We start from the raw sequence: 23,939 nt of genomic DNA, 5'->3' as shown, positions 1-23,939 counted from the left end.
AAGAAGAGGGCCGGCCCACGCTCCAAGGCCGGCCTGAAAAATCGAGGAGTCGCGGTGGAATGGGTGAAGCCATGAAGGACAAGAAGGACAAGACCACTCTCGCGCGGCGCGACCTGTTCCGCGCGGCTGGATTGGGCGTCGGCGCGCTGGGCGCCGTCGCCGTCGGGATCGGCGCGGGCACGGAAGAGGCCCAAGCCGCCGACAACACCGCCACCCAGGGCTACCGCGAGACCGACCATGTCCGGAAGGTCTACGAAGTGAGCCGCTTCTAAGAGGACCGCCCCCATGCTGACGAAGAAAAAGGCGGCCACCGCTGGCGGCCGGCATCTCGCGAAGACGGTTTCCGGCTTGACCGGTAACACCGTGGATCGCCGCACGTTCCTTCGCACCTCCGGCATTGCCGCCGGTGGCGCGGCCGTCGCCGCTTCCCTGCCGCTGGGCATGGTGAAGAAGGCCGAGGCCGCCGCCCCCGCCGCTGGCGCCGCCGGTGCGATCAAGCAGGTCAAGTCGATCTGCACCCACTGCTCGGTCGGCTGCACGGTCGTGGCCGAGGTGCAGAACGGCGTGTGGATCGGCCAGGAGCCGGGCTTCGACAGCCCGATCAACCTGGGCTCGCACTGCGCCAAGGGTGCCGCGGTGCGCGAGCACGCGCACGGCGACCGCCGCCTGCGCTACCCGATGAAGATGGTCGACGGCAAGTGGACCCGCATCAGCTGGGAGCAGGCCATCAACGAGGTCGGCGACAAGCTGCTGTCGATCCGTGAGAAGTCCGGCCCGGATTCGGTGTTCTGGCTGGGTTCGGCCAAGCACAGCAACGAGCAGGCCTACCTGATCCGCAAGTTCGCGGCGCTGTGGGGCACCAACAACGTCGACCACCAGGCGCGCATCTGCCACTCCACCACCGTCGCCGGCGTGGCGAACGTGTGGGGCTACGGCGCTATGACGAACTCGTACAACGACATCCAGAAGTCGCGTGCGATGTTCTTCATCGGCTCCAACGCCGCCGAGGCGCACCCGGTCTCCATGCTCCACATCCTGAAGGCCAAGGAGCAGAACAACGCGCCGCTGATCGTCGCCGACCCGCGCTTCACCCGCACGGCGGCCAAGGCGGACGAGCACATCCGCTTCCGCCCCGGCACCGACGTGCCGCTGATCTGGGGCATCCTCTGGCACATTCTGGAGAATGGCTGGGAGGACAAGGACTACATCGCCAAGCGCGTCTACGGCTTCGACGAGATCCGCGCCGAAGTCGCCAAGTGGACGCCGGAAGAGGTCGAGAAGGTCACCGGCGTTCCAGGCTCGCAGCTGAAGCGCGTCGCCCGCACGCTGGCCTCCAACCGTCCGGGCACCTTCGTGTGGTGCATGGGCGGCACGCAGCACCACATCGGCAACAACAACACCCGCGCCTACTGCGTGCTCCAGCTGGCGCTGGGCAACGTCGGCGTGGCGGGTGGCGGCACCAACATCTTCCGCGGCCACGACAACGTGCAGGGTGCCACCGACTTCGGCGTCACCTCGGACTCGCTGCCGGGCTACTACGGCCTCGCCGAGGGTGCGTGGAAGCACTGGGCCCGCGTCTGGGACCTGCCGTACGACTATGTTCTGTCGCGCTTCAAGGACAAGAAGCTGATGGAGGCCACCGGCATCCCGGTGTCCCGTTGGTTCGACGGCGTCCTGGAAGCCAAGGAGAACATGGACCAGCCCGACAGCATCAAGGGCATGGTCTTCTGGGGTCACGCGCCGAACAGCCAGGTCCGCCTTCCCGACATGAAGAAGGCGATGGAGAAGCTGGAGCTGCTGGTCGTCGTCGACCCGTTCCCCAGCGTCACCGCCGTTCTGCCGGACCGCAAGGACAACTTCTACCTGCTGCCCGCCGCCACCCAGTTCGAGACGGTGGGGTCGCGCACCGCGTCCAACCGGTCCGTCCAGTGGTCGGACAAGATCATGGAGCCGCTCTTCGAATCGAAGGTGGACCATGAGATCATGTACCTGTTCGCCAAGAAGTTCGGCTTCGCGAACGAGCTGTGCAAGAACATCAAGGTCGAGGGCAACGTCCCGGTCGTCGAGGACATCACCCGCGAGTGGAACCGGGGCATGTGGTCGGTTGGCTACACCGGCCAGTCGCCGGAGCGTCTGAAGCTGCACATGGAGCACCAGGCGACCTTCGACAAGACCACGCTGCGCGCCAACGGCGGCCCGTGCGACGGCGAGTTCTTCGGTCTGCCGTGGCCCTGCTGGGGCACGCCGGAGATGAAGCATCCGGGCACGGCCAACCTGTACGACACCTCGCTGCCGGTGGCCGAGGGCGGCGGCGCCTTCCGCGCCCGCTTCGGCGTCGAGTACAAGGGTGTCAACCTGCTGGCCGAGGGCTCCTACCCCGTGGGGTCGGAGATCAAGGACGGCTATCCGGAAGTCACCATGGCGATGCTCCAGAAGCTGGGCTTCGACAAGGACCTGACGCCGGAAGAGCTGGCGGTCATCACCAAGATCGGCGGCGAGAAGATCGGCGCCGTGTCCTGGACCACCGACCTGTCGGGCGGCATCCAGCGCGTGGCGATCAAGCACGGCCTGAACCCGCCGGGCAACGCCAAGGCCCGCTGCGTCGCCTGGAACTTCCCGGACCCGGTGCCGGTGCACCGCGAGCCGCTGTACACGCCGCGCCGCGACCTCGTGGCCCAGTATCCGACCTACAAGGACACCAAGTCCTGGCGTCTGCCGACGCTGTACAAGTCGATCCAAGACCGCGACGTGTCGAAGGAGTACCCGATCATCCTGACCTCCGGCCGACTGGTCGAATACGAGGGCGGCGGTGACGAGACCCGGTCGAACCCGTGGCTGGCCGAGCTGCAGCAGGACATGTTCGTCGAGATCAACCCGTTCGACGCGAACGGCGCCGGCATCAAGGACGGCCAGATGGTCTGGGTCGAGGGCGCCGAAAAGGGCAAGGTCAAGGTCAAGGCCCAGGTGACGGAGCGTGTCGGCCGCGGCGTGGCCTTCATGCCCTTCCACTTCGGCGGCCACTTCCAGGGCCAGGATCTGCGTTCCAAGTACCCGCAGGGGGCCGATCCGATCGTGCTGGGCGAGTCGGCGAACACCGCCACGACCTACGGCTACGACTCGGTCACGCAGATGCAGGAAACCAAGACCACCCTCTGCCGGATCACGGCGGCCTGACGTTAGGAGCGATCAATCATGGCCCGCATGAAATTTCTCTGCGACGCGGACCGCTGCATCGAATGCAACGCCTGCGTCACCGCCTGCAAGAACGAGCACGAGGTTCCCTGGGGCATCAACCGCCGCCGCGTCGTCACCCTGAACGACGGCAAGCCCGGTGAGCGCTCCATCTCGGTCGCCTGCATGCACTGCTCGGACGCGCCCTGCAAGGCCGTCTGCCCGGTGGACTGCTTCTACCAGACCGAGCAGGGCGTGGTTCTGCACAACAAGGACCTGTGCATCGGCTGCGGCTATTGCTTCTACGCCTGCCCGTTCGGCGCGCCCCAGTACCCGCAGGCCGGCAACTTCGGCACGCGCGGCAAGATGGACAAGTGCACCTTCTGCGCGGGCGGTCCGGAAGCCGACAATTCGGAGGCGGAGTACAAGAAGTACGGCCGCAACCGTCTGGCCGAGGGCAAGCTGCCGCTCTGCGCCGAGATGTGCTCGACCAAGGCGCTTCTGGCCGGCGACGGCGACAAGGTGTCGGACATCTACCGCGAGCGCGTCGTCGCCCGTGGTTTCGGGTCCGGCGCCTGGGGCTGGGGCACCGCCTATCAGATGAAGGCCGGTTCGTAACCGGTCTGTCGTGCAGCGAGGGGCCGCTTGGCCCCTCGCTCGTTTTTCGCGGAATTTTCGGTTTCGAGATGAAGAACAGCATGCTCCGCCGCACCGCCGGCCTCCTTGCCCTGGCGCTGGGCGCCGTGGCGCTCGCCGGCTGCAACGACGAGGAAGCGGCCCGCCCGATCCATCTGGAAAAGGGTGCCTACAAGGGCGCGGCGGATACGACGCTGGCGCCGCAGCAGGTCCAGGCGCTCCAGCAGCGCTCGGGCAATCAGCGGTTCTAAGGGGAGGCCCGATACGATGATGTCCCGGATCAAGACGGCTCTGGCCGCCATCCTCCTGACGGTGACGCTCGGCGGCGTGGCCGCGGTCGCCCCGGCGCACGCGGGCGAGCCGATGCCGCCCCAGGCCAACCAGCCGATGGACGGCGGGTCGAAGGTGGACATGTGGCGCGGCATCCGCCAAGGCGACACCGGACAGGTCACCATCCCCAACAAGGCGGCCGGCGTGCTGGTCCAGTCGGAAGGCGAGGCGTGGCGTTCCGTGCGCAACGGTCCGCTCGCCACCTATGGAAGCTGGGTGCTGGCCGGCATGCTGGGTCTGCTGGTGCTGTTCTTCCTGGTGCGCGGGCGCATCCGCATCGATGGCGCCAAGACCGGCCGCACCATCCAGCGCTTCAACGCGTTCGAGCGCGCCGCGCACTGGCTGACCGCAAGCAGCTTCATCGTGCTGGCGATCACCGGCCTGAACGTGCTGTACGGGCGCTACACGATCCTGCCGCTGCTGGGGCCGGACGTCTTCGCGGCGATCACCCAGTACGGCAAGTTCGCCCACAACTATCTGGGCTTCGCCTTCATCGTCGGCATCGCGCTGATCTTCCTGCTGTGGGTGCGCCACAACATTCCGGAGCCGGGCGACATCACCTGGGCGCTGAAGGCCGGCGGCCTGTTCAGCAAGGGCGTCCACCCGCCGGCGAAGAAGTTCAACGCCGGCCAGAAGGTGATCTTCTGGTCCACCGTGCTGGGCGGCGCGGCCCTGGGCTTCACCGGCGTTCAGCTGCTGTTCCCGTTCAGCTTCGCGAATCTGGGCGAGTTGCAGATCTACCAGCTGATCCATGCGGCCGTCGCGGTCGTGCTGATCGCGATCATCGTCGCCCACATCTACATCGGTTCCATCGGCATGGAGGGCGCCTTCGACGCCATGGGGTCCGGCGAGGTCGAGCTGCAATGGGCGCGCGAGCACCATTCGCTGTGGGTTCAGGAAGTGACCGGCGAGCGTCCGGGCCATCACCATCACCGCGCCCCCGCCGAGTGAGGACAGATCAATGCGTTTGTTGATTGCCGGGCTTCTGCTGGCCGGGGCCGTTGCGGTTCCGGCCTTGGCCCAGCCCGTCGCCCAGCCTGTCACCCCGGCCGCGGCCAAGCCCCCGGACGAGATCAAGCAGATCGTTGAGAAGACTTACAACGTGCAGGTTCTGCGCGTAACCGAGATGGCGCTGGAGGACGGCACGCCCGCCTACCGCGTCGCCGCGATGATGCCGGGCAGTTCCGGCAACTCCGCCTTCCTGGTCAACAGCCTGACCGTGGACGCGGCGACCGGCACGCCGGTGGCGCCGTTCCGCCACGGGGCGTCGGGCTACACCCTTCCCGAAGGGGGCAGCTACGAGCCCAACCGCAGCACCGCCAACCCGGCCGTGGCGCGCGGGCACACCTGGCGCTGAGCACTGGGCGCTGAACAGGTGGCACTGAACACTGGGCGCTGACTCCTGTTAAGCCTGTGCCGGTGGCGGGTCGCGCCATCGGCTTGGCGAAGGGAGCATGGACGATGGGACGGGATCGACGGGCGCTGGCGTCGCTGATGCGGGTGGTACCCCTCGTCCTTGTTCTCGCCTTGCCTCTGGTCTCGCGGGCCGCCGACCTGATCGGGCACGGCGCGATGGTCAACGGCGTCGCCGTCTCCCCGGACGGCACCCGCGCGCTGACCGGCAGTTGGGATTATTCCGCCAATCTCTGGGACCTGAAGACCGGCAAGGCGCTGGCGTCCCTGCACGAGCACGCGGCGGGCGTGAACGCGGTCGCCTTCCTGCCCGACGGCAAGCGCGGCCTGACCGCCAGTCGCGACGCGACCATAAAGCTGTGGGACCTGGAAAGCGGGCAAGTCCTGCGCAGTTTCGAGGGGCACACGGGCAACGTGGTCGGGTTGGCCGTGGCCCCCGGCGGCCGGCAGTTCGCTTCAGCGGGTTGGGATCCCGCCGTGAAGGTCTGGGATGTGGAGAGCGGCGCGCTGCTCCACACGCTGGACGGGCACGCGGGCAACGTCAACGCCGTGGCCTACTCGCCGGACGGGCGTCGGCTGCTGTCCGCCGGCTACGACTTCCAAATCCGCGTTTGGGACACCGGCTCCTGGACGGAAAGGGCGGTGCTGGAGGGGCATGAGGGCAGCGTGAACGGCGTTGCCGTGGCTCCCGACGGGCGGCTTGCCGCTACGGCCTCCAGCGACGAGACGGTGCGGCTGTGGGATGTGGAGGCCGGGAAGACCGTCCGCACCTTGTACGGCCACACGGGCTTCGTCACCTCCGTTGCCTTCGCGCCGGATGGGCGGACTCTGCTGTCGGGCGGGGGAGGGGACCGGACGGTGCGGCTGTGGGATGTCGGCACCGGCCGCGAACTAGCCGCCTTCCAGGGGCACGACAAGCCGGTGTGGGCGGTGGTCTACACCCCGGACGGGCGCGGGGCGCTGTCGGCGGGCTACGACGGGGTGGTGCGGCACTGGGACCTGACGGCCCATCTGCCGGAGTGACCCGATCAGCCGCCGGGAGCCATCGCCCCGGCTTCCCGAGGGAACAGCGGGCCGAAATCTACCGCCGTCACCGGAATGTTGCCGACCAGAAAGCGCTGTATGCCGCCGTCCGCCGCCGTCAGGGGCAGGATCAGCCGTTGCCAGCGCTCCACCGGGCTGTCGAGGGCGGCGGCATGCTCGGTGTAGAGCGGTTCCCGGCGCAGCAACACGGCGTGGAAGCTGGCGCCGAAGTAGAGGGCGAGGTGCCTTCCAAAGTCGCCCGCGAGGCTGGAGACGCGCCGCCCGGTGAGGTCCCGCCCAACCGAGGCGGCGATCTTGCTGCCGTACAGGCGATAGGTGAAGTCCGCGCCCTCATCGACCATGTCGACCAGCATCACGTAGCCCAGGATGAAGTGCATCTCGGTCGGGTCGATGGCCGTCGCCCTCGGCAGGGCGTGACCCTCGCACAGGCTCCGCCAGTACAGGAGCAGGCGGACCAGCCGTTCCGTGGGCAGGGCCTCCGGCGCGGGGGACCAGACGAAGTGCGGGGCGGGCACGCCGGCCGTCAGGAAAAGCTGGACGAGAGAATCAGGCTGGTCGGCGGCGAGATCCCGTCCGTGCTGGGCGAGCGTGTTCATTCTGGATGGGATGGCAAGAATCGTTCAGTGGAAACTAATTTTACACATGCGAATGATTTTCACCCCGCGCCAAATTGTCCTCCCCTCCTACCCAAGGCGTTCGATGGTCTCCATCGAACGCCTTGGGTTCAAACCCGGCAGATCAATGCGCCAGCATTGATCGAGAGGGGGATACGGCCGGCCGATCATGAAGCATTCATGCGCCGGCCGTGTTCCTTGACAGGGGGGTGTCAACCGTGGCCCGCTCGGCTGACTGTCCAACCGGAGACACCGCCCGATGACCGACCTGACGCACCTTCCGCAGCGCCATGCTCTGGTGGAGACCTGCCTCGCCATGAACGCGTCGGGCATCAACCAGGGGGCGTCGGGCAACCTGTCGGTGCGGGTGGAGGGTGGTTTCCTCATCACGCCCACAAGCCTTCCCTACGATGAGATGACGCCGGCCGACGTGGTGGAGATGGGGTTCGATGGCACCTATCTGGGCAGCCGGCGCCCCTCGTCGGAATGGCGTTTCCACCGTGATATCCTGAAGGCACGGCCGGACGTGGAGGTGGTTCTGCACGCGCACCCAACCTTCGCCACCGCGCTGGCCGTGCACGGGCGCGGCATTCCGAGCTTTCACTACATGGTGGCTCTGGCCGGCGGTGATTCGATCCGCTGTGCGCCCTATGCGACGTTTGGAACACAGGAGCTGTCGGACAACGCGGTGGCGGCGCTGGAGGGGCGGATGGCTTGCCTGCTGGCGAACCACGGCATGATCGTGCTGGGCAAGACGACCAAGGCGGCGCTGGCGCTGGCCGTGGAGGTGGAGGCGCTGGCCCGGCAGTATCTTTACGCCCATTTGCTGGGCGAGCCGGTCATTCTGCCGCCCGAGGAGATCGAGCGGGTCGCCGACAAGATGCGCCGCATGAAGTACGGCCAGTCCCCCGACGGCAACGCCGCGCCGGAGGACACGGCGAGGCCGCGAAACGTCTGAACGGCTACGGCGCGAGCTGCGCCACCGGCTTCAGCGCGGCGACCTTGACGACCTCGCGCGGGCGATCTTCTGCCGGGGGCTGGTAGTAGGCGGGCAGGGTCAGCGTCACGCGCGTGCCCCGGCCGGGCTCGCTCGCCACCTCGATGTCGCCGCCGAGCATGGCGACGTAATGCCCGACCAAGGTCAGACCGAGGCCGGCACCCCGGCGCTTGCCGCCGTTGGAGCCGCCCTGGACGAAGGGCTGGAACAGGCGGCCGGTCTGCGCGGCGGGGAATCCCGCGCCGGTGTCGGCGACGCGGAAGCGCAGCCACTGGGCGCCCTCGCGCTCGAACCGTTCGGCGGAAAGGGTTACGGCGCCGCCGGAGGTGAACTTGCAGGCGTTGTCCAGCAGGTTCAGCAGCGCTTGGCGGACCTTGCCGAAGTCCGAATACATCTGGCCCAACGCCGGTTCGGCCTGCACCGTCACGCTGTTGTCGTTGAGGTCGGCGACGGGCAGCACACGCTCGCGCACCTCGACCAGCAGGCGGTTCACGTCGAAGTCCTGAAGCACCACGTCCATGGTGCCGGCCTCGATCTTCGCGTAGTCGAGGATCGAATCGACCAGCCCGACCAGCTGTTCGCCGGTCCACTGGATCTGCTCCACGTCGTTCGCCAGCTCGCCGACGCCCAGCCGGTGCAGCTCGCTCATCAGCGACTGGCTGGAGTTCACGATGTCGTTGAGCGGCCCATGCAACTCGTGGCCCATGTTCACGAGGAAATTGGTCTTGGAGAGGTTGGCGGCGTCCGCGCGCTCCTTCTCGCGCAGCAGGCGGCCGTGCATCTCCTCCGCCTCCTGCTTCAGCCGCTCCATCTCCACGGTGTTGTCGCGCAACGTCTGCACCGCGCGGGCCATGCCGGCGATCTCGTCGTTGCCGGAAACCGCGGGCAGCTTCACCTCGGTGATGCCCTCGGCCAGCAGGGTGACGGCGTTGGTCATGGCGTTGACCGGACGGCTGACGCTGCGGTTGATGATCCACACCAGGACCGCGCCGATCAGCAGCACGCCCGCGCCGAGCCACAGGGCGATCTTCACGTAGCGCCAGGACTGGTCCGCCAACTCGCCGCGCAGACCGACGGCGATGGCCTCGTTGCGCTGGCGGATCTCGGTGGCGTGGGCGGCAATGGCGGCGGCCTGCGGAGTCAGCGTGTCGGCGCGCAGCACGTCCTCCTCGCCCAGCACCTGTTCGATGCGGTCGAGCACGCCGACGACCTTGCCCAGCATGGCCCCGACCTCGTCGATGGTCTGGCGCGTGCCGGGGACCCACAGGTAACGGTTCATCTCCGCCAGCCGGTTGCGCGCGGCGGCCAGTTCGGCGCGCATGCGCTGGGCGTCGCGGGAATCGCGCCGCTCGACGTAGCGGGACAGGTGGTCCTGCATCAGCAGAACGGAGGCGGTGGCGTCGCTGGCCAGCGCCGCCGAGTCTACCCCGCCGGCATCCTTCAGCTTGGCGAGATGTTGGCGGATTTGGGAAATCAGCGGCTCCAGCACCTCGTAGCCGAGCTTGGTGCGTTCGGAGCGCAGCGTGACGATCTGTTCGAAGCCGGTCCAGTAGGCGTCGAGCGCCTGGCGTGCACCTTCGACCGACTGGCGGTCGGCGGGCGCGGTGACCATGCCGGCCAGTCTCTCGATGTGATCGAGGATGCCGTCGCGGCGCAGACCGGCGTCGAGCAGGCTTTGCTGGTCGCCCTCGGCCAGATGGTCGCGCACGGCGACCTCCAGGTCGCGCAGGCCGATGTCCATGTCAGCCGCGCCCTGCGAGGCGTCGGCGTAGGACGAGAAGGTGCCGACCTCGCGCGTCACTCCGTACAGCGATACCAGCCCGATGACGGCGAGCAGGAACACCAGCGCGAAGGCGATCCCGAACCCCAAGGAGATCCGGGTCGCCACCTTCATGTCACGGAGGCGGTGCAGGTCGCGGAGACGCGGGAGGTCGCCGAGACGGGGCAGGGTGCCATGCCGTTTCACGCCAACTCCCGTACGCGCTGTCGTTCGTGTGCCAAGAGATCCGGCCGAAAAGCTACGGACCGGTTAAGGCCCTGCGTTGTCACAACCCGAACGTGGGTACGGCCGGGCGGCGCGGATTGTAGCTTGGCGCGGCCCGGCCGCAAACAAACAAGTGCACGTGGTTATGCGTCGGCGCTTCCCTGGAAGGCGTAGGCGTGCATGCCGATGCTGCCGTGCTCGAACCCGGCGTGCAGGCGCTCGGTCCGCACCCCGTCGCCGGCGGCCCCCAGCGCGACGGGCAGCGGCAGGAAATGCTCATCGGTCGGGTGGGCGACGCGCGATTCCGGGCAGCGGGTCTTCCACTCGGCAACGGCCTCGACATCGCCGGCCGCCAGCGCCCCTTCCAGCCAGTCGGCGAAGCCCCGCGCCCAGTCGGCTGGCGTCCGGTCGCCGAAGCGGAAGTCGCGCAGGTTGTGCACCGCGCCGCCGCTGCCCAGGATCAGCACGCCCTCGCGCCGCAACGGCGCCAGCGCGCGGCCGAGCGCGATGTGATCGGCGGCACTCCGGTAGGGCATGACGGACAGTTGGGTCACCGGGATGTCGGCCTCGGGGTACATCAGCATCAGCGGAACCCAGGCTCCATGGTCGAGCCCCTGGTCGGGATCGACCAGCGCGCCGGTCAGGTCGCGAACCCGGTCGGCCAAGGCCGGGGCGCCGGGCGCCGGATAGCGCATGTCGTAGAGCGCCTTGGGGAAGCCGTGGAAGTCGTGGACGGTTTCCGGCCGGGCGGCGCCGCCGACGGCGGGCACGCGCGTGGTCCAATGCGCCGACACGGCAATCACGGCGGTCGGCTTGCCGAGCCTCTTCCCGAGCGTTGCCAGGAAGTCGCGGCCGGGCGAGTCCTCGATGATGAGGGTGGGGGCGCCGTGGGACAGGAAGACGCTGGGGAAGGGGAGGGCGGTCATGGCATGGCTCCGAATTGCGCCGCCATTCGACCAAAGAAAAACCCCGGCGGGAAGGCCGGGGTTCCTCGAAACACCGTTGCTGGGACAGCAACGATATCACTTCAGGCGCTTAGTGCAGGTGCTTCGGCAGTTCGGCGATCGACTGCTCGATCAGCTTGTCCGCCTGGGCCGGCTTGATGCCGGATTCCAGAATGCGGCGGCTGGCCGAGACGGCGATGTCGACCGTCAGGTTGCGGACCTCCGCCAGCGCCGCGGCTTCCGCCTGGGCGATGCGGTCCATGGCCTGAGTCTCGCGGCGCTTCAGCGCCGCTTCGAGGTCGGCACCGGCCTGGGTGCGGAGACGGTCAGCCTCCTCACGGGCGTGGGCGATGACGGCCTCGGCCTCCTGCAGCGCGTCGCGCTGACGGCGCTGGTAGTTGGCCAGCAGCGCCTGGGCGTCTTCACGCAGGCGCTGGGCCTCGTCCAGTTCCGCCCGGATCTTCTCGGCGCGGGCGTCGAGCAGACCGGTGATGGCGGCGGAGGCCTTCTTCCACACCAACGCCACGAAGATGACGAAGGCGACGGCAACCCAGAATTCAGGCGTGTTCATCCCCGACGCTCCTCGATGACGGCGGCGACGGCCGCTTCGGCCTGGGCCGCATCGACGTCCACACCGGCCAGACGGCCGGCAACGTCACGGGCGATGTCGGCGGCTGCGCCACGGACATTGGCGATGGCCTGCTCCTTGGCCGCGGCGATGTTCGCCTCGGCGCTGCGCAGACGCTCGGCGATGTCGGCGCCCAGCTTGGCCTGACGGGCCTGGTTGTTCGCGTCGATCTCCGCGGCGGCCTTGGCGATCAGGGCCTGAGCCTCGGAACGCGCCTCGGCGAGGGCCTTGTCGACCTGGGCCAGGACGGCTTCGGCCTCCTCCTTGAGCGAGGCGGCCTTGCTGAGGTCGCGCGAAATGCGCTCCTGGCGCTCCTCCAGAACCTCGGCCACGCGCGGCAGCGCTTTCTTGGACAGGAGGTAGTAGAGGGTGATGAAGGTCAGCGCCAGCCAGAAGATCTGGGTGGGGAAGGTGGCGGGATTGAGCTGCGGCAGGCCACCGGCGTGTTCACCGCCGTGTGCGGCGTCCGGCGCGTGCTCCGCCGTCGCCGCCAGGACGTTGCCGGCGAGCACGGTCAGAGTGGCGAGCGAGGCGCCCGCGACACCCGACCAGCGGGCCAGCCGCCCCTTGGCCAACAGGTTCGGCATGGATCGGTCCCCCTAGGCAAGAGTGCGGCGCCGAAACTTCGAGAGCCCGGCGCCGCGTCAGAGCGAATGTTTGGGTCCGCTCAGGCCTTAGGCGAACAGGATCAGGAAGGCGATCAGCAGCGCGAACAGCGCGACGGCTTCCGTCAGCGCGAAGCCCAGAATGCCGATCGGGAAGACCTTCGGCTGAACGGCCGGGTTGCGGGCGATCGAACCGATGAGGGTCGAGAAGATGTTGCCGATACCCAGGCCGACGCCGGCGAGGGCGATGACGGCCAGACCGGCTCCGACGAACTTGGCGGCTTCAGCTTCCATGGTACTCATTCCTCTAGGTAAGGGTGAACTGGTTGAAAAGGATGAACTGTGTAGTGTCCGTGTCGGAGCCGGTGCTTAGTGCAGTTCCAGCGCGTCGCGGATGTAGAGGCAGGTCAGGATCGAGAAGACGTAGGCTTGCAGGAACGCGACCAGGAACTCGAAACCGGTCAGCGCGATGTTGATCAGCAGCGGGACCAGGCCGGCGACGAAGCCGATGGCGCCCAGACCGCTGATCATCAGAACCGTGAAGCCCGCGAACACCTTCAGCATCGTGTGACCGGCCATCATGTTGGCGAACAGTCGGATCGACAGGCTGACGGGACGCATCAGGTACGAGATCACCTCGATCGGGATCAGGATCGGGGCGAGCGCGATCGGCGCGCCGTGCGGCATGAAGAAGCTGAAGAAGTGCAGGCCGTGCTTCATCAGCGCCAGCACGGTCACGAACACGAACACCGTCGCCGCCAGCGTGAAGGTCACGATGATGTGGCTGGTGAAGGTGAAGGTGTAGGGAACCATGCCGATCATGTTGCCGATCAGCACGAACATGAAGATCGCGAACACGAACGGGAAGTACGGGCGGGCGTCGTGGCCCGCGTTGTCCCGAACCATGTTCGCGACGAATTCGTAGAACATCTCGGCCAGGGACTGCAGGCGGCCCGGAACCAGGGCGCGGCCTTGCATGCCGAAGACGAGCAGCGCGTAGATCAGCGCGACCGCCACGGCCATGAACAGGGCCGAGTTCGTGAACGACACGTCATACCCGGCGATCACGATCTGGAGGATCGGGTTGATCTGGAACTGGTGCAGCGGATCCAAGGTCGTCCTCGCTCAGTGTGCGTCGCCGTTGGGGCGCTCGTTGTCATCCTCACGGGTCCGGCGGTAGCCGGGGGCGATGCCGAGCCCGGTAATGGCCCGGTAGACATTCAGTATTCCGGCCGCAGCGCCCAGGAAGAACATGACGATCAGGCCCCAGGGCGCGGTTCCGAGCCAGCGGTCGAACAGAAGTCCGCCGCCGACGCCGACGATCATGGCCGCTACGAGCTCGGTCCCGATGCGGAAGGCGATGGCGAGCGGTCCCTGGGGAATCCGGTGGTATTTACCGGGTCCGCCCGCACGGGTTTCCTGCCCCTCACGCGCCTTCTTCAGTCGGGCCTCAAGCTCCTCCAACGACTGGGGGGGCTTCTCGTCGCTCATATCGCTTCGTGATCCCCCGTCGGCTTGCAGCCACGCGAAAGCGGCGAGACCATACGGACAGGGCTCAACCCTGTCAAGTCGCAAAACCCGTCAGGCAAGTGCTTGAAAACCCAGCAAAACCCCAGTCGGATGCTGGTAATACCGCGATGCGGCGCGCGGTTGTGCTTCCGCTGGCCCTCAGCCGGCGATCCTGTCGCCCAGATCCTGGGCCACGCGGTCGGCCGTCGTGCCCCCCGGATACACCCCCAGAAAGCGCCCGTCCGGGCCCATCAGGTAAAGAAAACTGGAGTGATCCATCAAGTATTCGTCGGGCTTTCCGTCTTTGGCAGGCGCCTTGTTGTAATAGACGCGATAGGCCTTGGCGGCGGCCTTCACCTGCTCCGGCGTGCCGGTCAGGCCGACGAGGCGGGGGTGGAACAGGCCGACATAGTCCTTCAGATGCGCCACCGTGTCGCGCTCCGGATCGACGGAGATGAACAGCGGCTGCACCTTTTCCCCCTGCGCGCCGAGCAGGTCGAGCGCGCGGGCCATGGTGCCGAGTTCGGTCGGGCAGACGTCCGGGCAGTAGGTGTAGCCGAAATAGATCAGCAGATACTTGCCCTTGAAGTCGGCCTCGGTGACCGTTTTCCCGGTCTGGTCGGTCAGCGTGAACGGCCCACCGATGGGCACGCTGCTCTGCACGTTGTGCTGGGCGTGGTCCACCTGCCACCAGGCGATGCCGGCGGCGATGAGGAGCCCCACGACGGAGGCGGCGGCGATGCGGAGGATTCGGGCCTTCATGATTGCCTGGAATGGGGCCGGTCACGGCAAAGGTCAAGAGGCGTTGCTCGTCCTCACGCCGCGCGCTTCGTCTGATCCGTCAGATGGTGGCCGATCCGCTTGTCGAATCGCTGGATGTGCTCGAACAGCCATTCGCGGACCAGCTTCAGCAGGTCGTCGCCGACCGACGGCTCGCCAGCCTCGAAGCGCCGCTTCAGTTCGCCGACCCGCTTGCGCAACCCGTCGTGCTGGGCCTTGTGCTGCGGGAAGTCGGGATAGCCCGCCTGCTGCATCACGAGTTCCTCCTGCTCGAAATGCAGGACCGTGTAGGCGACCAGCTGGTCGATGGCCGCGCCGATGGCGTGCGGCACCTCGCCGTTGTGGATGCGCGCCGCCGCCTTGTTGACCAGCGCGATCAGAATCATGTGGTCGTTGTCGATGTCCTCGTTCCCGACCGCGAGGTCGTCGCTCCAGGGCATGAACACGTGGTCGCCGGCCGGGGCGAACAGCTTGCCAAGATCGGCCCCGTTGATCGCCTCCACGTTGACTAGGAAGGCGTCCACCAGCCCGCGCAGGGAATCGGCCTGCTGGGCGAGGCTTTCAGCGGCGTCGAGCAGGCCGTTGGCCGCCTGCTCCGTCTCCAGGGCGGAGGCCGAGACCTCGTCGATGCTGGTCGAGACCTGATGGGTGCCGAGCGCCGCCTCCCCGGCGCTGCGGGCGATCTCGCCCGTCGCGGCGCCCTGCTGCTGCACGGCGGCGGCGATGGAGGTGCCGATCTCGTCACTCTGCGCGATGATGCCGGCGATCTCGCGGATCGCGGTCACGGCGGCGTGGGAGGCGTGCTGCACCTCGGCGATCTGCTGGGCGATTTCTTCGGTGGCTTTCGCCGTCTGCCCGGCGAGAGTCTTCACCTCGCCCGCGACGACGGCGAAGCCCTTGCCCATGTCGCCGGCCCGCGCCGCCTCGATGGTGGCGTTCAGCGCCAGGAGATTGGTCTGGCTGGCGATGTTGGTGATGAGGTCGGCGACCTCGTTGATCTTCTGCGCGGCGCTGCCCAGCCCGTCGATGCGGTCGCTGGCCCGGCGCGAGGCGTCCACCGCCTGATGCGAGATGCGCGACGAGGTGGCGACCTGCTCGCCGATCTCGGCGATGGCGCTGCTCAGCTCCTCGGCGGCCGACGCCACGGTCTGAACGTTGACTGAAGCCTGCTGCGACGCGCCGGCCACGGAGGCGGCCTCGCGCATGTTGCGGTCGGCGGTGGCGGACAGGGACCGCGCGGTGGTCTCCAGCGCCTCGACCGCGCCGCCGACGGTGCGGACCATGGCGGAGACGGTGGCGTCGAACCGCTCGGTCAGCCGCTCCAGCGCGCGGGCGCGCTGGTCGGCGACGCGGTGCTCCACCTGCTGGCGCGCCCAATGGCGCTGCAAATCGATCTGATGCTTGCGGAAGACTTCCACCGTGCGGGCCATGACGCCGATCTCGTCGCCGCGCCCGGTGCCCGGCACGGCGACGGAGGTGTCGCCGCCGGCAAGCGTCTGCATCACCCCGGTCATGGTGCCCAGCGGCCGGACGATGGCGCGGCTGACCAGCAGGGCGACCACCGTCGCCGCGAGGCCGATCAGCAGGCCGAGGCCGCCCAGCTTGATGGCCGCGTCGCGAAAGGCCGCGTCCACGTCGTCCACATAGATGCCGGAACCGATCAGCCAGCCCCACGGCTGGAACCCGCGCACGTAGGACAGCTTCGGTTCGGGGGTGGAGGAGCCGGGCTTGGGCCACAGGTAATCGACGAAGCCGGCCCCTTCGGTCTTCACGACGCGGGCGAATTCCACGAACAGCCGCTTGCCGTTGGGGTCGGCGTTGCCGGCGAGATCCTGCCCGTCCATTTCAGGCTTGAACGGGTGCATGATCATGCGCGGGCTGAGGTCGGTGACGAAGAAATACTCCTCGCCGGCATAGCGCAGGCGGCGCAGCGCGTCCTTGGCCGCCGCCTGGGCGGCGTCGCGGGTCAGCGTGCCGGCGCGCTCCAGCCCCTCATAATGGGCGATGAGGCTGTGCGCCACCTCCACCACGCTGCGCGTCTTGTCCTGGCGGTCCTTCATCATCTCGGAGCGCAGGGTGAACAGGCTCACCACCGCGATCAGCCCGAGCCCGACAGCCGCCGCGCCCAGGATGACGGAGATTTTCCCCTTGATGCTGATACGCTCGAACATCCGCGTTCCTCCGGTCACATTCTTATGTCCGCGCCGCCATGTCTTGCTGTGGAGCGGCGGCGCGCGGCTTCGGGCCGGTAATGTCCGGTCCGAAATTCGAGTAAAATTTTTGTCACAATTTCTGCGTCATACGAACCGTCGTCAAGACGGATCAACCGGAGGTGTGAATTCGTCGCAGGCAGACTGCCCAAGAGGCGGGCATATGAGCGTATGCTTTAGCCGCCCCAAACCGCCCAAAAAGGAACCGGCGAAAGGCCGGTGGCCTCCCGCCGGTTCTTTGCCGCGCAATCCTCAAAGCACGGTCAGCATGCTGGCGACCAGCGGGTGGCGGACGATGTCCGTTTCGGTCAGGCGGACCACCTCGATGCCCTCCACCGCCTCCAACCGGCGGGCGATCTCCGCCAGCCCGGAGAGGTTGTCCAGCAGGTCGGACTGGTCCGGGTCGCCGGTCAGCACCATGGTGGAATGCCAGCCAAGGCGCGTCAGCAGCATCTTGATCTGCGCGTAGGTGCAGTTCTGCGCCTCGTCGATCACCACGAAGGCGTTGTTCAGCGTGCGTCCGCGCATGAAGCCCACCGGTGCGATCTCGATGGTGCCCTCGGTCATCAGCGCGCGCAGGCGCTTGGAGCCCAGCCGCTCGCTCAGCGCGTCGTAGAGCGGGCGCAGGAAGGGGGCCATCTTCTCGTGCATGTCGCCCGGCAGATAGCCGATGCTCTCGCCCGCCTCGATGGCCGGGCGGGAGAGCACGATGCGGTCCACCTTGCCCGCTTCCAGGGCTTCGACGGCGGAGGAGATCGCCAGGTAGGTCTTGCCCGTGCCCGCCGGACCCAGGGCGACCACGAGGTTGTGGTCCCGGATCGCCTCCATCAGGCGGCCTTGGTTGGGGCTTTGCGGTTTGACCTTCCGGAGATAGCTCTGGTCGCGACGGTCGTCGCCCATGCCCAGCGGGTCCCAGCCGGCGGCCGGGAACAGCGGGTGGACCTTGGACTCGCTCGCCGTGACAGCGCTGCCTTTGCTCTGGCGCTTGGCCATGTCGCTCTCCTCACGTCACGTTGGTTGGCGGCGTTCCGGGCACAAAAAAACCCCCCGCGCGGGGCGGGAGGTTCGTGATGTCGCGCGGCGACAGCTGTGCCTGGAACGGGCTTGCCGGTGCGAGGCGTGCGCCCCGTCTGCCGAACCCGCGCCGGGAAAGCCCAAGCGGGGGTGCGGACGGATGAGGGCTGCTGATGAACGAAGGAGGATGCAAGCGGACCTCTTCGTCGACGGTTGAACCTCGCACTGACAAGATAGCTATTGCAACGCTTGGCGTCAGGCAAAATTGCGGTGGTCGCAAAAGATTCATACAATATGTTGTGGACGAGTCGCAGGAGGCAGCCATGAGCCGAAAGTTCACGTCCGTGTGGGGAGGCGCCCCAAAAGGCGATGCTCCGAAGGGGGCGGAGCCCGCCGTTCGCGCCGGGGCGCGACCTGCCGTCGCAGGGGGCGACACGGACGCGGAGAGCGGTGCCCTCGACGACGACGCCCGCCAGTCCTTGCGCGCGCTGAAAGTGATGCTGGATCGCGGGCTTTTGCCCAAGGACGAGTATGAGGAGCGCAAGAACGCACTTCTTGCGGGTGCCCGCAACGGTAAGGGCGCGTAGTATTCGAAAGGTTTTACGCCGTTGAAACCCTTTGCCCCCCAAATCGTCTTCCGTTACTATACCTTGTGGTGGGGTAGGCTACCGACGCAACACGTTGGCTGTACGAACGGATCGGCTGTTGGCCGATGCGGTACGGCGGGCGTGTGGCCCGCGGATGTCACTCCTTCGGGACCGGGAAGTGCTTGAACGGACCGGGTGCGCACCGCTAGAACGCGGACGGGATTGACCCTTCCGCCCTGGCAGAGCGCCGATGGGCCGGGCAGCGGACGAGACGGATCGGCGGGAACCAATCAGGATGGCAGCGGTGAGCAGCGCCAAGCAGGCGGCGGAACGGGACGCGCCGTTCCAGTTGCGGGGCAATTCCTTCACCATGATGGTGCTGAAGGTGAGCGACCCGCTCTCGCCGGAGTTCTTTCCGCAGCTGTCGGTCAAAGTGCGGCAGGCGCCGAACTTCTTCCGCAACGCGCCGGTGGTTCTGGACTTCGACGAACTGACCGACGAGACGCCGCGCTTCGACGTGGCGGCGCTGGTCACCAACCTGCGCACGCTCTACCTGCTGCCGGTCGGTTTCCAGGGCGGTCCGCGCGCGGTGCAGGAGGGGGCGCTGGCCGCAGGCCTGACGCCGATGCCGGCCGGACGCGCCGCCAAGCTGGAGTCCGCGCGCAGCGCCGACCCGCAGGCGGCCTCCGCTCCGGCCCAGCCGGCCCCGCCGCCGGAACCGGTCGTGGTGCACCGTCCGACGCTGGTGGTGACGGAGCCGGTGCGCTCCGGCCAGCAGATCTACGCGGAAAAGACGGATCTGGTCATCACCTCCTCGGTCTCGCCGGGGGCGGAGGTGGTGGCCGACGGGCACATCCATGTCTATGGCGCGCTGCGCGGCCGGGCGCTGGCCGGCGTGTCGGGCGACCAGACCGCGCGCATCTTCTGCCAAAGCCTGGAGGCGGAGGTCGTCTCGGTCGCCGGGCTCTACCGCGTCAGCGAGGACATCGGGGACGACGTGCTGAAGAAGCCGGTGCAGATCTTCCTGCGCGACGGCTACCTGCATATGGAACCCTTGTAGGGGTGGGAACCCCTGTCGGTTTTCGAACGACTGTAACTGGACCTGTTGGCGGCAACTTTTAGGAACGTGGGAGAAGCTCCGTTGGGCAAGATCATCGTCATGACTTCCGGCAAGGGCGGCGTCGGCAAGACGACTTCGTCCGCCGCTTTCGCGACCGGACTCGCCTTGCGCGGCTTCAAGACGGTCGTGATCGACTTCGACGTCGGGCTGCGCAATCTTGACCTCGTCATGGGCTGCGAGCGGCGCGTGGTGTTCGACTTCATCAACGTCATCAACGGCGAGGCGAAGCTGAGCCAGGCGCTGATCAAGGACAAGCGCATCGAGAACCTGTACATCCTCCCGACCTCGCAGACCCGCGACAAGGACGCCCTGACCAAGGAAGGCGTCGAGAAGGTCCTGAACGAGCTGACCAAGGAGTTCGACTACGTTCTCTGCGACAGCCCGGCGGGCATCGAGCGCGGCGCGCTGATGTCGCTGTACTTCGCCGACCACGCGATCATCGTGACCAACCCCGAGGTCTCCTCGGTGCGCGACAGCGACCGCATCCTGGGCGTTCTGAACTCCCGCTCGCGCCGGGCGGAGCAGGGGCTGGAGCCGGTCACGCAGCAGCTTCTCCTGACCCGCTACGATCCGGAGCGCGTCGAGCGCGGAGAGATGCTGAAGGTGGACGACGTTCTGGAGATCCTGGCGATCCCGCTGCTCGGCGTCATTCCGGAAAGCCAGGCGGTGCTGCGCGCCTCCAACGTCGGCATGCCGGTCATCCTGGACGAGGCGTCGAACGCCGGTCAGGCCTACACCGACTCGGTCTCCCGCTTCCTGGGCGAGGACGTGGAGCACCGCTTCGTCACGCCCCAGAAGAAGGGCCTGTTCAGCCGCCTCCTGCGGAGGACCGCATGAGCATCTTCAATTTCTTTCGCGCGGCTGCGCGGCCCTCCGCCGTGCAGGCCAAGGAGCGGTTGCAGATCGTCATGGCCCACGAGCGCGCCGGGCGCACGGGGCCGGACTATCTGCCGATGCTCCAGCAGGAGCTTCTGTCGGTCATCGCCAAGTACATCGACATCGACCAGAACAAGGTCGAGGTGAAGCTGGACCGCGGCGGCGACTGCTCGACCCTGGAGCTGAACATCGAGCTGCCGAGCCGCGACGCCGTGAAGGCGCCGAAGGATCCGGGCAAGCCCGCCGCGAAGCCGGGCGACGCCAAGCCCGTCGGCGGTTCCGCCAACGGTAAGGCCGGAGACAAGGACGACGAGGACGAGGATGATTCGTCCGAACCCGTCAAGCTGGCGGCCGGCGGCAACGCCCTGACCAACGGCGGCATCAAGAAGCGGCGTTGATCGTCCCCTTCATGGCTCTGCGTCATCCCCGCGAAAGCGAATAGCTGTCCGGTGGAACATTGTCCTCGGAGTGATTCCTTTCCTCATCGTCATCCCCGCGAAGGCGGGGATCCAGACCTTTCCCGTACAAGTGCTTGTCCGGCCTGGATTCCCGCCTTCGCGGGAATGACGAATTGGGGAGTCGCCAGCTCCGTAAAACGCCGGTGCCGTTCTCGGAGGTGCGCTTCCACGGGAATGACGGGTCATTCTGTCTGAGGTTCTGACCCGAACGGCGCGCTTTCTGTTTCCTCCCCCAAAACTGCCCGGCATACATCCGCTCTCGCGTCGGCATTGAACCTCCGTCCGGGTTTACGCCCGACGTTCGAAGGGGTATCTACGAAGAACAAGCCCGAACCACGGGCGGCCATCACGGGACGGGGGAAGGCAATCGATGTTCATCGATAGCTCGCGGCTGATCGCCGGCAACGAACCACGCTTGTCGAACGGCATCGCGGTGACCGACGTGGACGGCGACGGCGCGTTCGAACTGGTGGTCACGGGCTATCGCACCAACAACCTCGTCCTGAAGTGGAACGGCGAAGCGCTGGTGGACATCGCCAACCCGCTGCTGGCCGATCCCACGGGCTGCGCCATCGCTGCCGCCGCCGCCGACGTGGACGGCGACGGGCGCGAGGAGATCTACGTCCTCAACTCCGACTGCGCGAGCGGGCCGAAGGAGATGAGCGACCGCCTGTTCGCCTGTTTCGGGAAGCATTGGCTCGACCTTCTGGCCCAGCCGGAGAACGCCGGCATGGCCAACCGCGTCGCCGGCCGCTCGGTGGCTGCGCTCGACCGGCACGGGCATGGGCGCTACGGCTTCGTCGTGGCGCTGGACGGCGCGCCCTTCCGCCTGTTCGAGTTGAGCCGGCGCGGCCGGCTGGAGGATGCAGCGGAGGAAGCGGGCATCGATATGATCGCCGCCGGGCGCGGGCTGGTCAGCCTGCCGTTCCTGTCCGATCGCATGGACCTGTTCGCCTGCAACGAGGGCAACCCCAACTTCCTGTTCCGCAACCTGGGCGACGGCACCTTCGAGGAGATCGCCGAGGAGCGCGGCATCGCCGATTCCCGCTTTGCCGCGCGCGCCGTGACGGCCTTCGACGCGGACGGCGACGGGGTGTTCGACCTGCTGGTGGGGGCGTGGGACGGGCCGCAGCGCCTGTTCCTGCAACGCTCCGGCGGCGGCTTCGTGGACGCGGCGAACGCCGACATGTCCTTTCCCGGCCGGGTCGCGACGGTGATCGCCGCCGACTTCGACAACGACGGTTACGAGGAGCTGTTCTTCAACCTGCACGGCGAACCCAACCGCCTGTTCGCCCGGCGCGACGACGAATGGCGGGACGTCGATCTGGGCGACGCGCTGGAGCCCAAGGGCATGGGGACCGGCGCGGTGGTGGCCGACATCGACGGCGACGGCCGGCTGGAACTGCTCATCGCCCATGGCGACGGCACGGCGCAGCCGCTGTCGCTCTACCGCACGGCGCCCAACAACAACGGCTGGATGCGCGTGCTGCCGCTGACCCCCCACGGCGCGCCGGCGCGCGGGGCGGTGGTCACCTGCTTTGCCGGCGGGCGCCGCCAGCGCCGCGCCATCTGCGCCGGGTCCGGCTATCTGTGCGAGATGGAGCCGGTCGCCCATTTCGGACTCGGCAGCGTCCATGCGGTGGAGCGCATCGAGGTGCGCTGGCCCGACGGCATGATCGCCATGATCGACAATCCGCCGGCCGGGCGCCTGCTGACCGTCCCCTATCCGCCGGAGTGATCGGGACAGATCAATTCGGGTCCGCGGTGGAGACATTTCATCGCGGCAACAAATTTAAACTATTCTGTAACGTCCCCCGCCCTTAATTTGCATGTGCCGGCGCCGCTCTAACGGGGTGCGCGTGGGTGGGAGATAAACGTTCTGTAACACAACCCAAACAATAAGGGGTGCCGTGCCGTCCGGCCGGCGACCGCAACAGCATGGCACGACGCGACGTTGCCCTGACGGGGGTGGAACGGTTCTTCGATGTGGACGAGGTGATCGTCTCGAAGACCGACCTCAAGGGCCGGATCACCTACGCCAACCGCGTTTTCCAGCGCGTGGCCGGCTACACGGAAGCGGAACTGATGGGGGCGCCGCACTCCATCGTGCGCCATCCGGACATGCCGCGCTGCGTCTTCAAGCTGCTGTGGGACACGCTGGGCGCCGGGCAGGAGATCTTCGCCTACGTCGTCAACAAGGCGCGCAACGGCGACCATTATTGGGTCTTCGCCCACGTCACGCCCAGCTACGACGTGAACGGCCAGCTGATCGGCTACCACTCCTCGCGCCGGGTGCCGGACCGCGCGGCCATCGACAAGGTGGTGCCGCTCTACCGCACGCTGCTGGACATCGAAAATAAGCACGCCGACCGCAAGCAGGGCATGGAGGCAGCCTTCGCCGCCGTCCTCAGCCTGCTGACCGAGAAGGGGATCGGGTATGACGAATTCGTCTTCTCTCTCTAGGGCCTTCGCCCTGGCGGTCGTGGCGGCCGGGCTGGTCGCGGCGCTGCTGGCCGCCGACGTGGCGGACGTCGGCGGCATCGTCCTGCGGCTCGGGCTCGGTGGGGCGGCGCTGGTGGCGCTGGCCGGCGTCGGGTTGTGCATGGTCCGCGCCCAGGCCGCCGTGGCGCAGGCCAAGGCGGTGTGCCTGGCGGTGGCGCGCGGCGATTTCGAGGCCCGCGTGGTCAACGTGCGCGAACAGGGCGACCTGGGCGAGATGATGCACGCCCTGAACGACAGCATCGACCGCACCGACGCCTTCATCCGCGAGGCCGCGGCTTCCATGAGCTACGTGTCGGCCAACAAGTATTTCCGGCGCATCGTGCTGAAGGGCATGCAGGGCAACTTCCTGCACGCCAGCCGCACCATCAACACCGCAACCGACGCCATCGCCGAGAAGGTCAAGGGCTTCGCCGGCGTGACCGAGCGGTTCGAGGACCAGATCCGCGCCGTCTGCGCCGAGGTTGCCGGCACCGCCCATCATCTGGAGATGTCCGCCCGCACCATGGAGACGGACGCC

General features: G+C 67.5%; 25 protein-coding genes. 14 read left to right on the top strand and 11 right to left on the bottom strand.

Annotated features, from left to right (window positions below; translation table 11 throughout):
- Nucleotides 1–59: 59 nt before the first annotated feature.
- The 7 genes from J2852_RS12445 (at nt 60) to J2852_RS12415 (ending at nt 6,573) form a co-directional block, all read left to right on the top strand.
- On the top strand, nt 60–272 hold the full coding sequence (locus tag J2852_RS12445; protein ID WP_246499535.1) for a formate dehydrogenase: 213 nt from the start codon (nt 60–62) through the stop codon (nt 270–272).
- A 13-nt stretch (nt 273–285) separates the two neighbouring features.
- A complete protein-coding gene (locus tag J2852_RS12440) occupies nt 286–3,174 on the top strand; it encodes a formate dehydrogenase subunit alpha (RefSeq protein WP_209875793.1) in 2,889 nt (962 codons plus the stop codon).
- A gap of 18 nt (nt 3,175–3,192) precedes the next feature.
- Nucleotides 3,193–3,789: a formate dehydrogenase FDH3 subunit beta gene (gene fdh3B / locus J2852_RS12435; RefSeq protein WP_209875791.1), complete on the top strand. Its 597-nt coding sequence runs from the start codon at nt 3,193–3,195 to the stop codon at nt 3,787–3,789.
- A gap of 80 nt (nt 3,790–3,869) precedes the next feature.
- Nucleotides 3,870–4,058, top strand: coding sequence for a hypothetical protein (locus J2852_RS12430; RefSeq protein WP_209875789.1), 189 nt, complete (start codon nt 3,870–3,872; stop codon nt 4,056–4,058).
- A gap of 16 nt (nt 4,059–4,074) precedes the next feature.
- Nucleotides 4,075–5,088: a formate dehydrogenase subunit gamma gene (locus J2852_RS12425; protein ID WP_246499534.1), complete on the top strand. Its 1,014-nt coding sequence runs from the start codon at nt 4,075–4,077 to the stop codon at nt 5,086–5,088.
- 10 nt (nt 5,089–5,098) lie between these two features.
- Nucleotides 5,099–5,494 (top strand): CarB family protein, encoded by a 396-nt coding sequence (locus J2852_RS12420; protein WP_209875787.1) that lies wholly within the window; start codon nt 5,099–5,101, stop codon nt 5,492–5,494.
- Between the two features lie 104 nt (nt 5,495–5,598).
- Nucleotides 5,599–6,573, top strand: coding sequence for a WD40 repeat domain-containing protein (locus J2852_RS12415; RefSeq protein WP_209875785.1), 975 nt, complete (start codon nt 5,599–5,601; stop codon nt 6,571–6,573).
- Between the two features lie 5 nt (nt 6,574–6,578).
- Here the strand turns inward: J2852_RS12415 and J2852_RS12410 are convergent, their stop codons facing one another.
- The gene (locus J2852_RS12410) at nt 6,579–7,190 is read right to left on the bottom strand and encodes a PAS domain-containing protein (protein ID WP_209875783.1); all 612 of its coding nucleotides are present in this window, start codon (nt 7,188–7,190) and stop codon (nt 6,579–6,581) included.
- A gap of 277 nt (nt 7,191–7,467) precedes the next feature.
- Between J2852_RS12410 and J2852_RS12405 the strand changes: the two genes are divergently transcribed.
- On the top strand, nt 7,468–8,166 hold the full coding sequence (locus J2852_RS12405) for a class II aldolase/adducin family protein (protein ID WP_209875781.1): 699 nt from the start codon (nt 7,468–7,470) through the stop codon (nt 8,164–8,166).
- A gap of 4 nt (nt 8,167–8,170) precedes the next feature.
- Here J2852_RS12405 and J2852_RS12400 read toward each other — a convergent pair whose 3' ends face one another.
- The 10 genes from J2852_RS12400 to J2852_RS12355 form a co-directional block, all read right to left on the bottom strand.
- Nucleotides 8,171–10,171 carry an ATP-binding protein gene (locus J2852_RS12400; protein WP_343206729.1) on the bottom strand — a complete coding sequence of 667 codons (2,001 nt, stop codon included), beginning with the start codon at nt 10,169–10,171 and terminating at the stop codon, nt 8,171–8,173.
- Nucleotides 10,172–10,332: 161 nt separating this feature from the next.
- Nucleotides 10,333–11,115 (bottom strand): DODA-type extradiol aromatic ring-opening family dioxygenase, encoded by a 783-nt coding sequence (locus J2852_RS12395; RefSeq protein WP_209875779.1) that lies wholly within the window; start codon nt 11,113–11,115, stop codon nt 10,333–10,335.
- A 109-nt stretch (nt 11,116–11,224) separates the two neighbouring features.
- Nucleotides 11,225–11,704 carry a F0F1 ATP synthase subunit B family protein gene (locus J2852_RS12390; RefSeq protein WP_209875777.1) on the bottom strand — a complete coding sequence of 160 codons (480 nt, stop codon included), beginning with the start codon at nt 11,702–11,704 and terminating at the stop codon, nt 11,225–11,227.
- On the bottom strand, nt 11,701–12,348 hold the full coding sequence (locus tag J2852_RS12385; protein ID WP_209875775.1) for a F0F1 ATP synthase subunit B family protein: 648 nt from the start codon (nt 12,346–12,348) through the stop codon (nt 11,701–11,703). Before J2852_RS12385 ends, J2852_RS12390 begins: the two co-directional genes overlap by 4 nt.
- Nucleotides 12,349–12,435: 87 nt before the next feature.
- Nucleotides 12,436–12,660, bottom strand: coding sequence for an ATP synthase subunit C family protein (locus J2852_RS12380; protein ID WP_209875773.1), 225 nt, complete (start codon nt 12,658–12,660; stop codon nt 12,436–12,438).
- A 75-nt stretch (nt 12,661–12,735) separates the two neighbouring features.
- A complete protein-coding gene (locus J2852_RS12375) occupies nt 12,736–13,479 on the bottom strand; it encodes a F0F1 ATP synthase subunit A (protein WP_209875771.1) in 744 nt (247 codons plus the stop codon).
- A 12-nt stretch (nt 13,480–13,491) separates the two neighbouring features.
- The gene (locus tag J2852_RS12370) at nt 13,492–13,857 is read right to left on the bottom strand and encodes an AtpZ/AtpI family protein (protein WP_209875769.1); all 366 of its coding nucleotides are present in this window, start codon (nt 13,855–13,857) and stop codon (nt 13,492–13,494) included.
- Nucleotides 13,858–14,034: 177 nt separating this feature from the next.
- Nucleotides 14,035–14,637, bottom strand: a complete 603-nt coding sequence (locus J2852_RS12365; protein ID WP_209875767.1) for an SCO family protein — start codon at nt 14,635–14,637, stop codon at nt 14,035–14,037.
- Between the two features lie 53 nt (nt 14,638–14,690).
- A complete protein-coding gene (locus J2852_RS12360; protein WP_209875765.1) occupies nt 14,691–16,826 on the bottom strand; it encodes a bacteriohemerythrin in 2,136 nt (711 codons plus the stop codon).
- 291 nt (nt 16,827–17,117) lie between these two features.
- Nucleotides 17,118–17,858, bottom strand: a complete 741-nt coding sequence (locus J2852_RS12355; protein ID WP_209875763.1) for a PhoH family protein — start codon at nt 17,856–17,858, stop codon at nt 17,118–17,120.
- 344 nt (nt 17,859–18,202) lie between these two features.
- Between J2852_RS12355 and J2852_RS12350 the strand changes: the two genes are divergently transcribed.
- The 6 genes from J2852_RS12350 to J2852_RS12325 all read left to right on the top strand — a co-directional run bounded on the left by J2852_RS12350 (nt 18,203) and on the right by J2852_RS12325 (nt 23,383).
- Nucleotides 18,203–18,466: an SHOCT domain-containing protein gene (locus J2852_RS12350; protein WP_209875761.1), complete on the top strand. Its 264-nt coding sequence runs from the start codon at nt 18,203–18,205 to the stop codon at nt 18,464–18,466.
- A 295-nt stretch (nt 18,467–18,761) separates the two neighbouring features.
- Nucleotides 18,762–19,526, top strand: a complete 765-nt coding sequence (gene minC / locus J2852_RS12345; RefSeq protein WP_211112196.1) for a septum site-determining protein MinC — start codon at nt 18,762–18,764, stop codon at nt 19,524–19,526.
- Between the two features lie 81 nt (nt 19,527–19,607).
- On the top strand, nt 19,608–20,423 hold the full coding sequence (gene minD, locus J2852_RS12340; RefSeq protein ID WP_209875757.1) for a septum site-determining protein MinD: 816 nt from the start codon (nt 19,608–19,610) through the stop codon (nt 20,421–20,423).
- Entirely contained in the window at nt 20,420–20,860 is a 441-nt protein-coding gene (gene minE, locus J2852_RS32365; RefSeq protein ID WP_209875755.1) for a cell division topological specificity factor MinE, read from the top strand. Before minD ends, minE begins: the two co-directional genes overlap by 4 nt.
- 430 nt (nt 20,861–21,290) lie before the next feature.
- Nucleotides 21,291–22,658 carry a CRTAC1 family protein gene (locus J2852_RS12330; protein ID WP_209875753.1) on the top strand — a complete coding sequence of 456 codons (1,368 nt, stop codon included), beginning with the start codon at nt 21,291–21,293 and terminating at the stop codon, nt 22,656–22,658.
- A 200-nt stretch (nt 22,659–22,858) separates the two neighbouring features.
- The gene (locus tag J2852_RS12325; protein WP_209875752.1) at nt 22,859–23,383 is read left to right on the top strand and encodes a PAS domain-containing protein; all 525 of its coding nucleotides are present in this window, start codon (nt 22,859–22,861) and stop codon (nt 23,381–23,383) included.
- Nucleotides 23,384–23,939 lie beyond the last annotated feature (556 nt).

The organism is Azospirillum soli, assembly GCF_017876165.1.
GTDB lineage: Bacteria > Pseudomonadota > Alphaproteobacteria > Azospirillales > Azospirillaceae > Azospirillum > Azospirillum soli.
The sequence above is the reverse complement of the archived record's forward strand: the minus strand, read 5'-3'. Positions and strand labels throughout refer to the sequence as shown.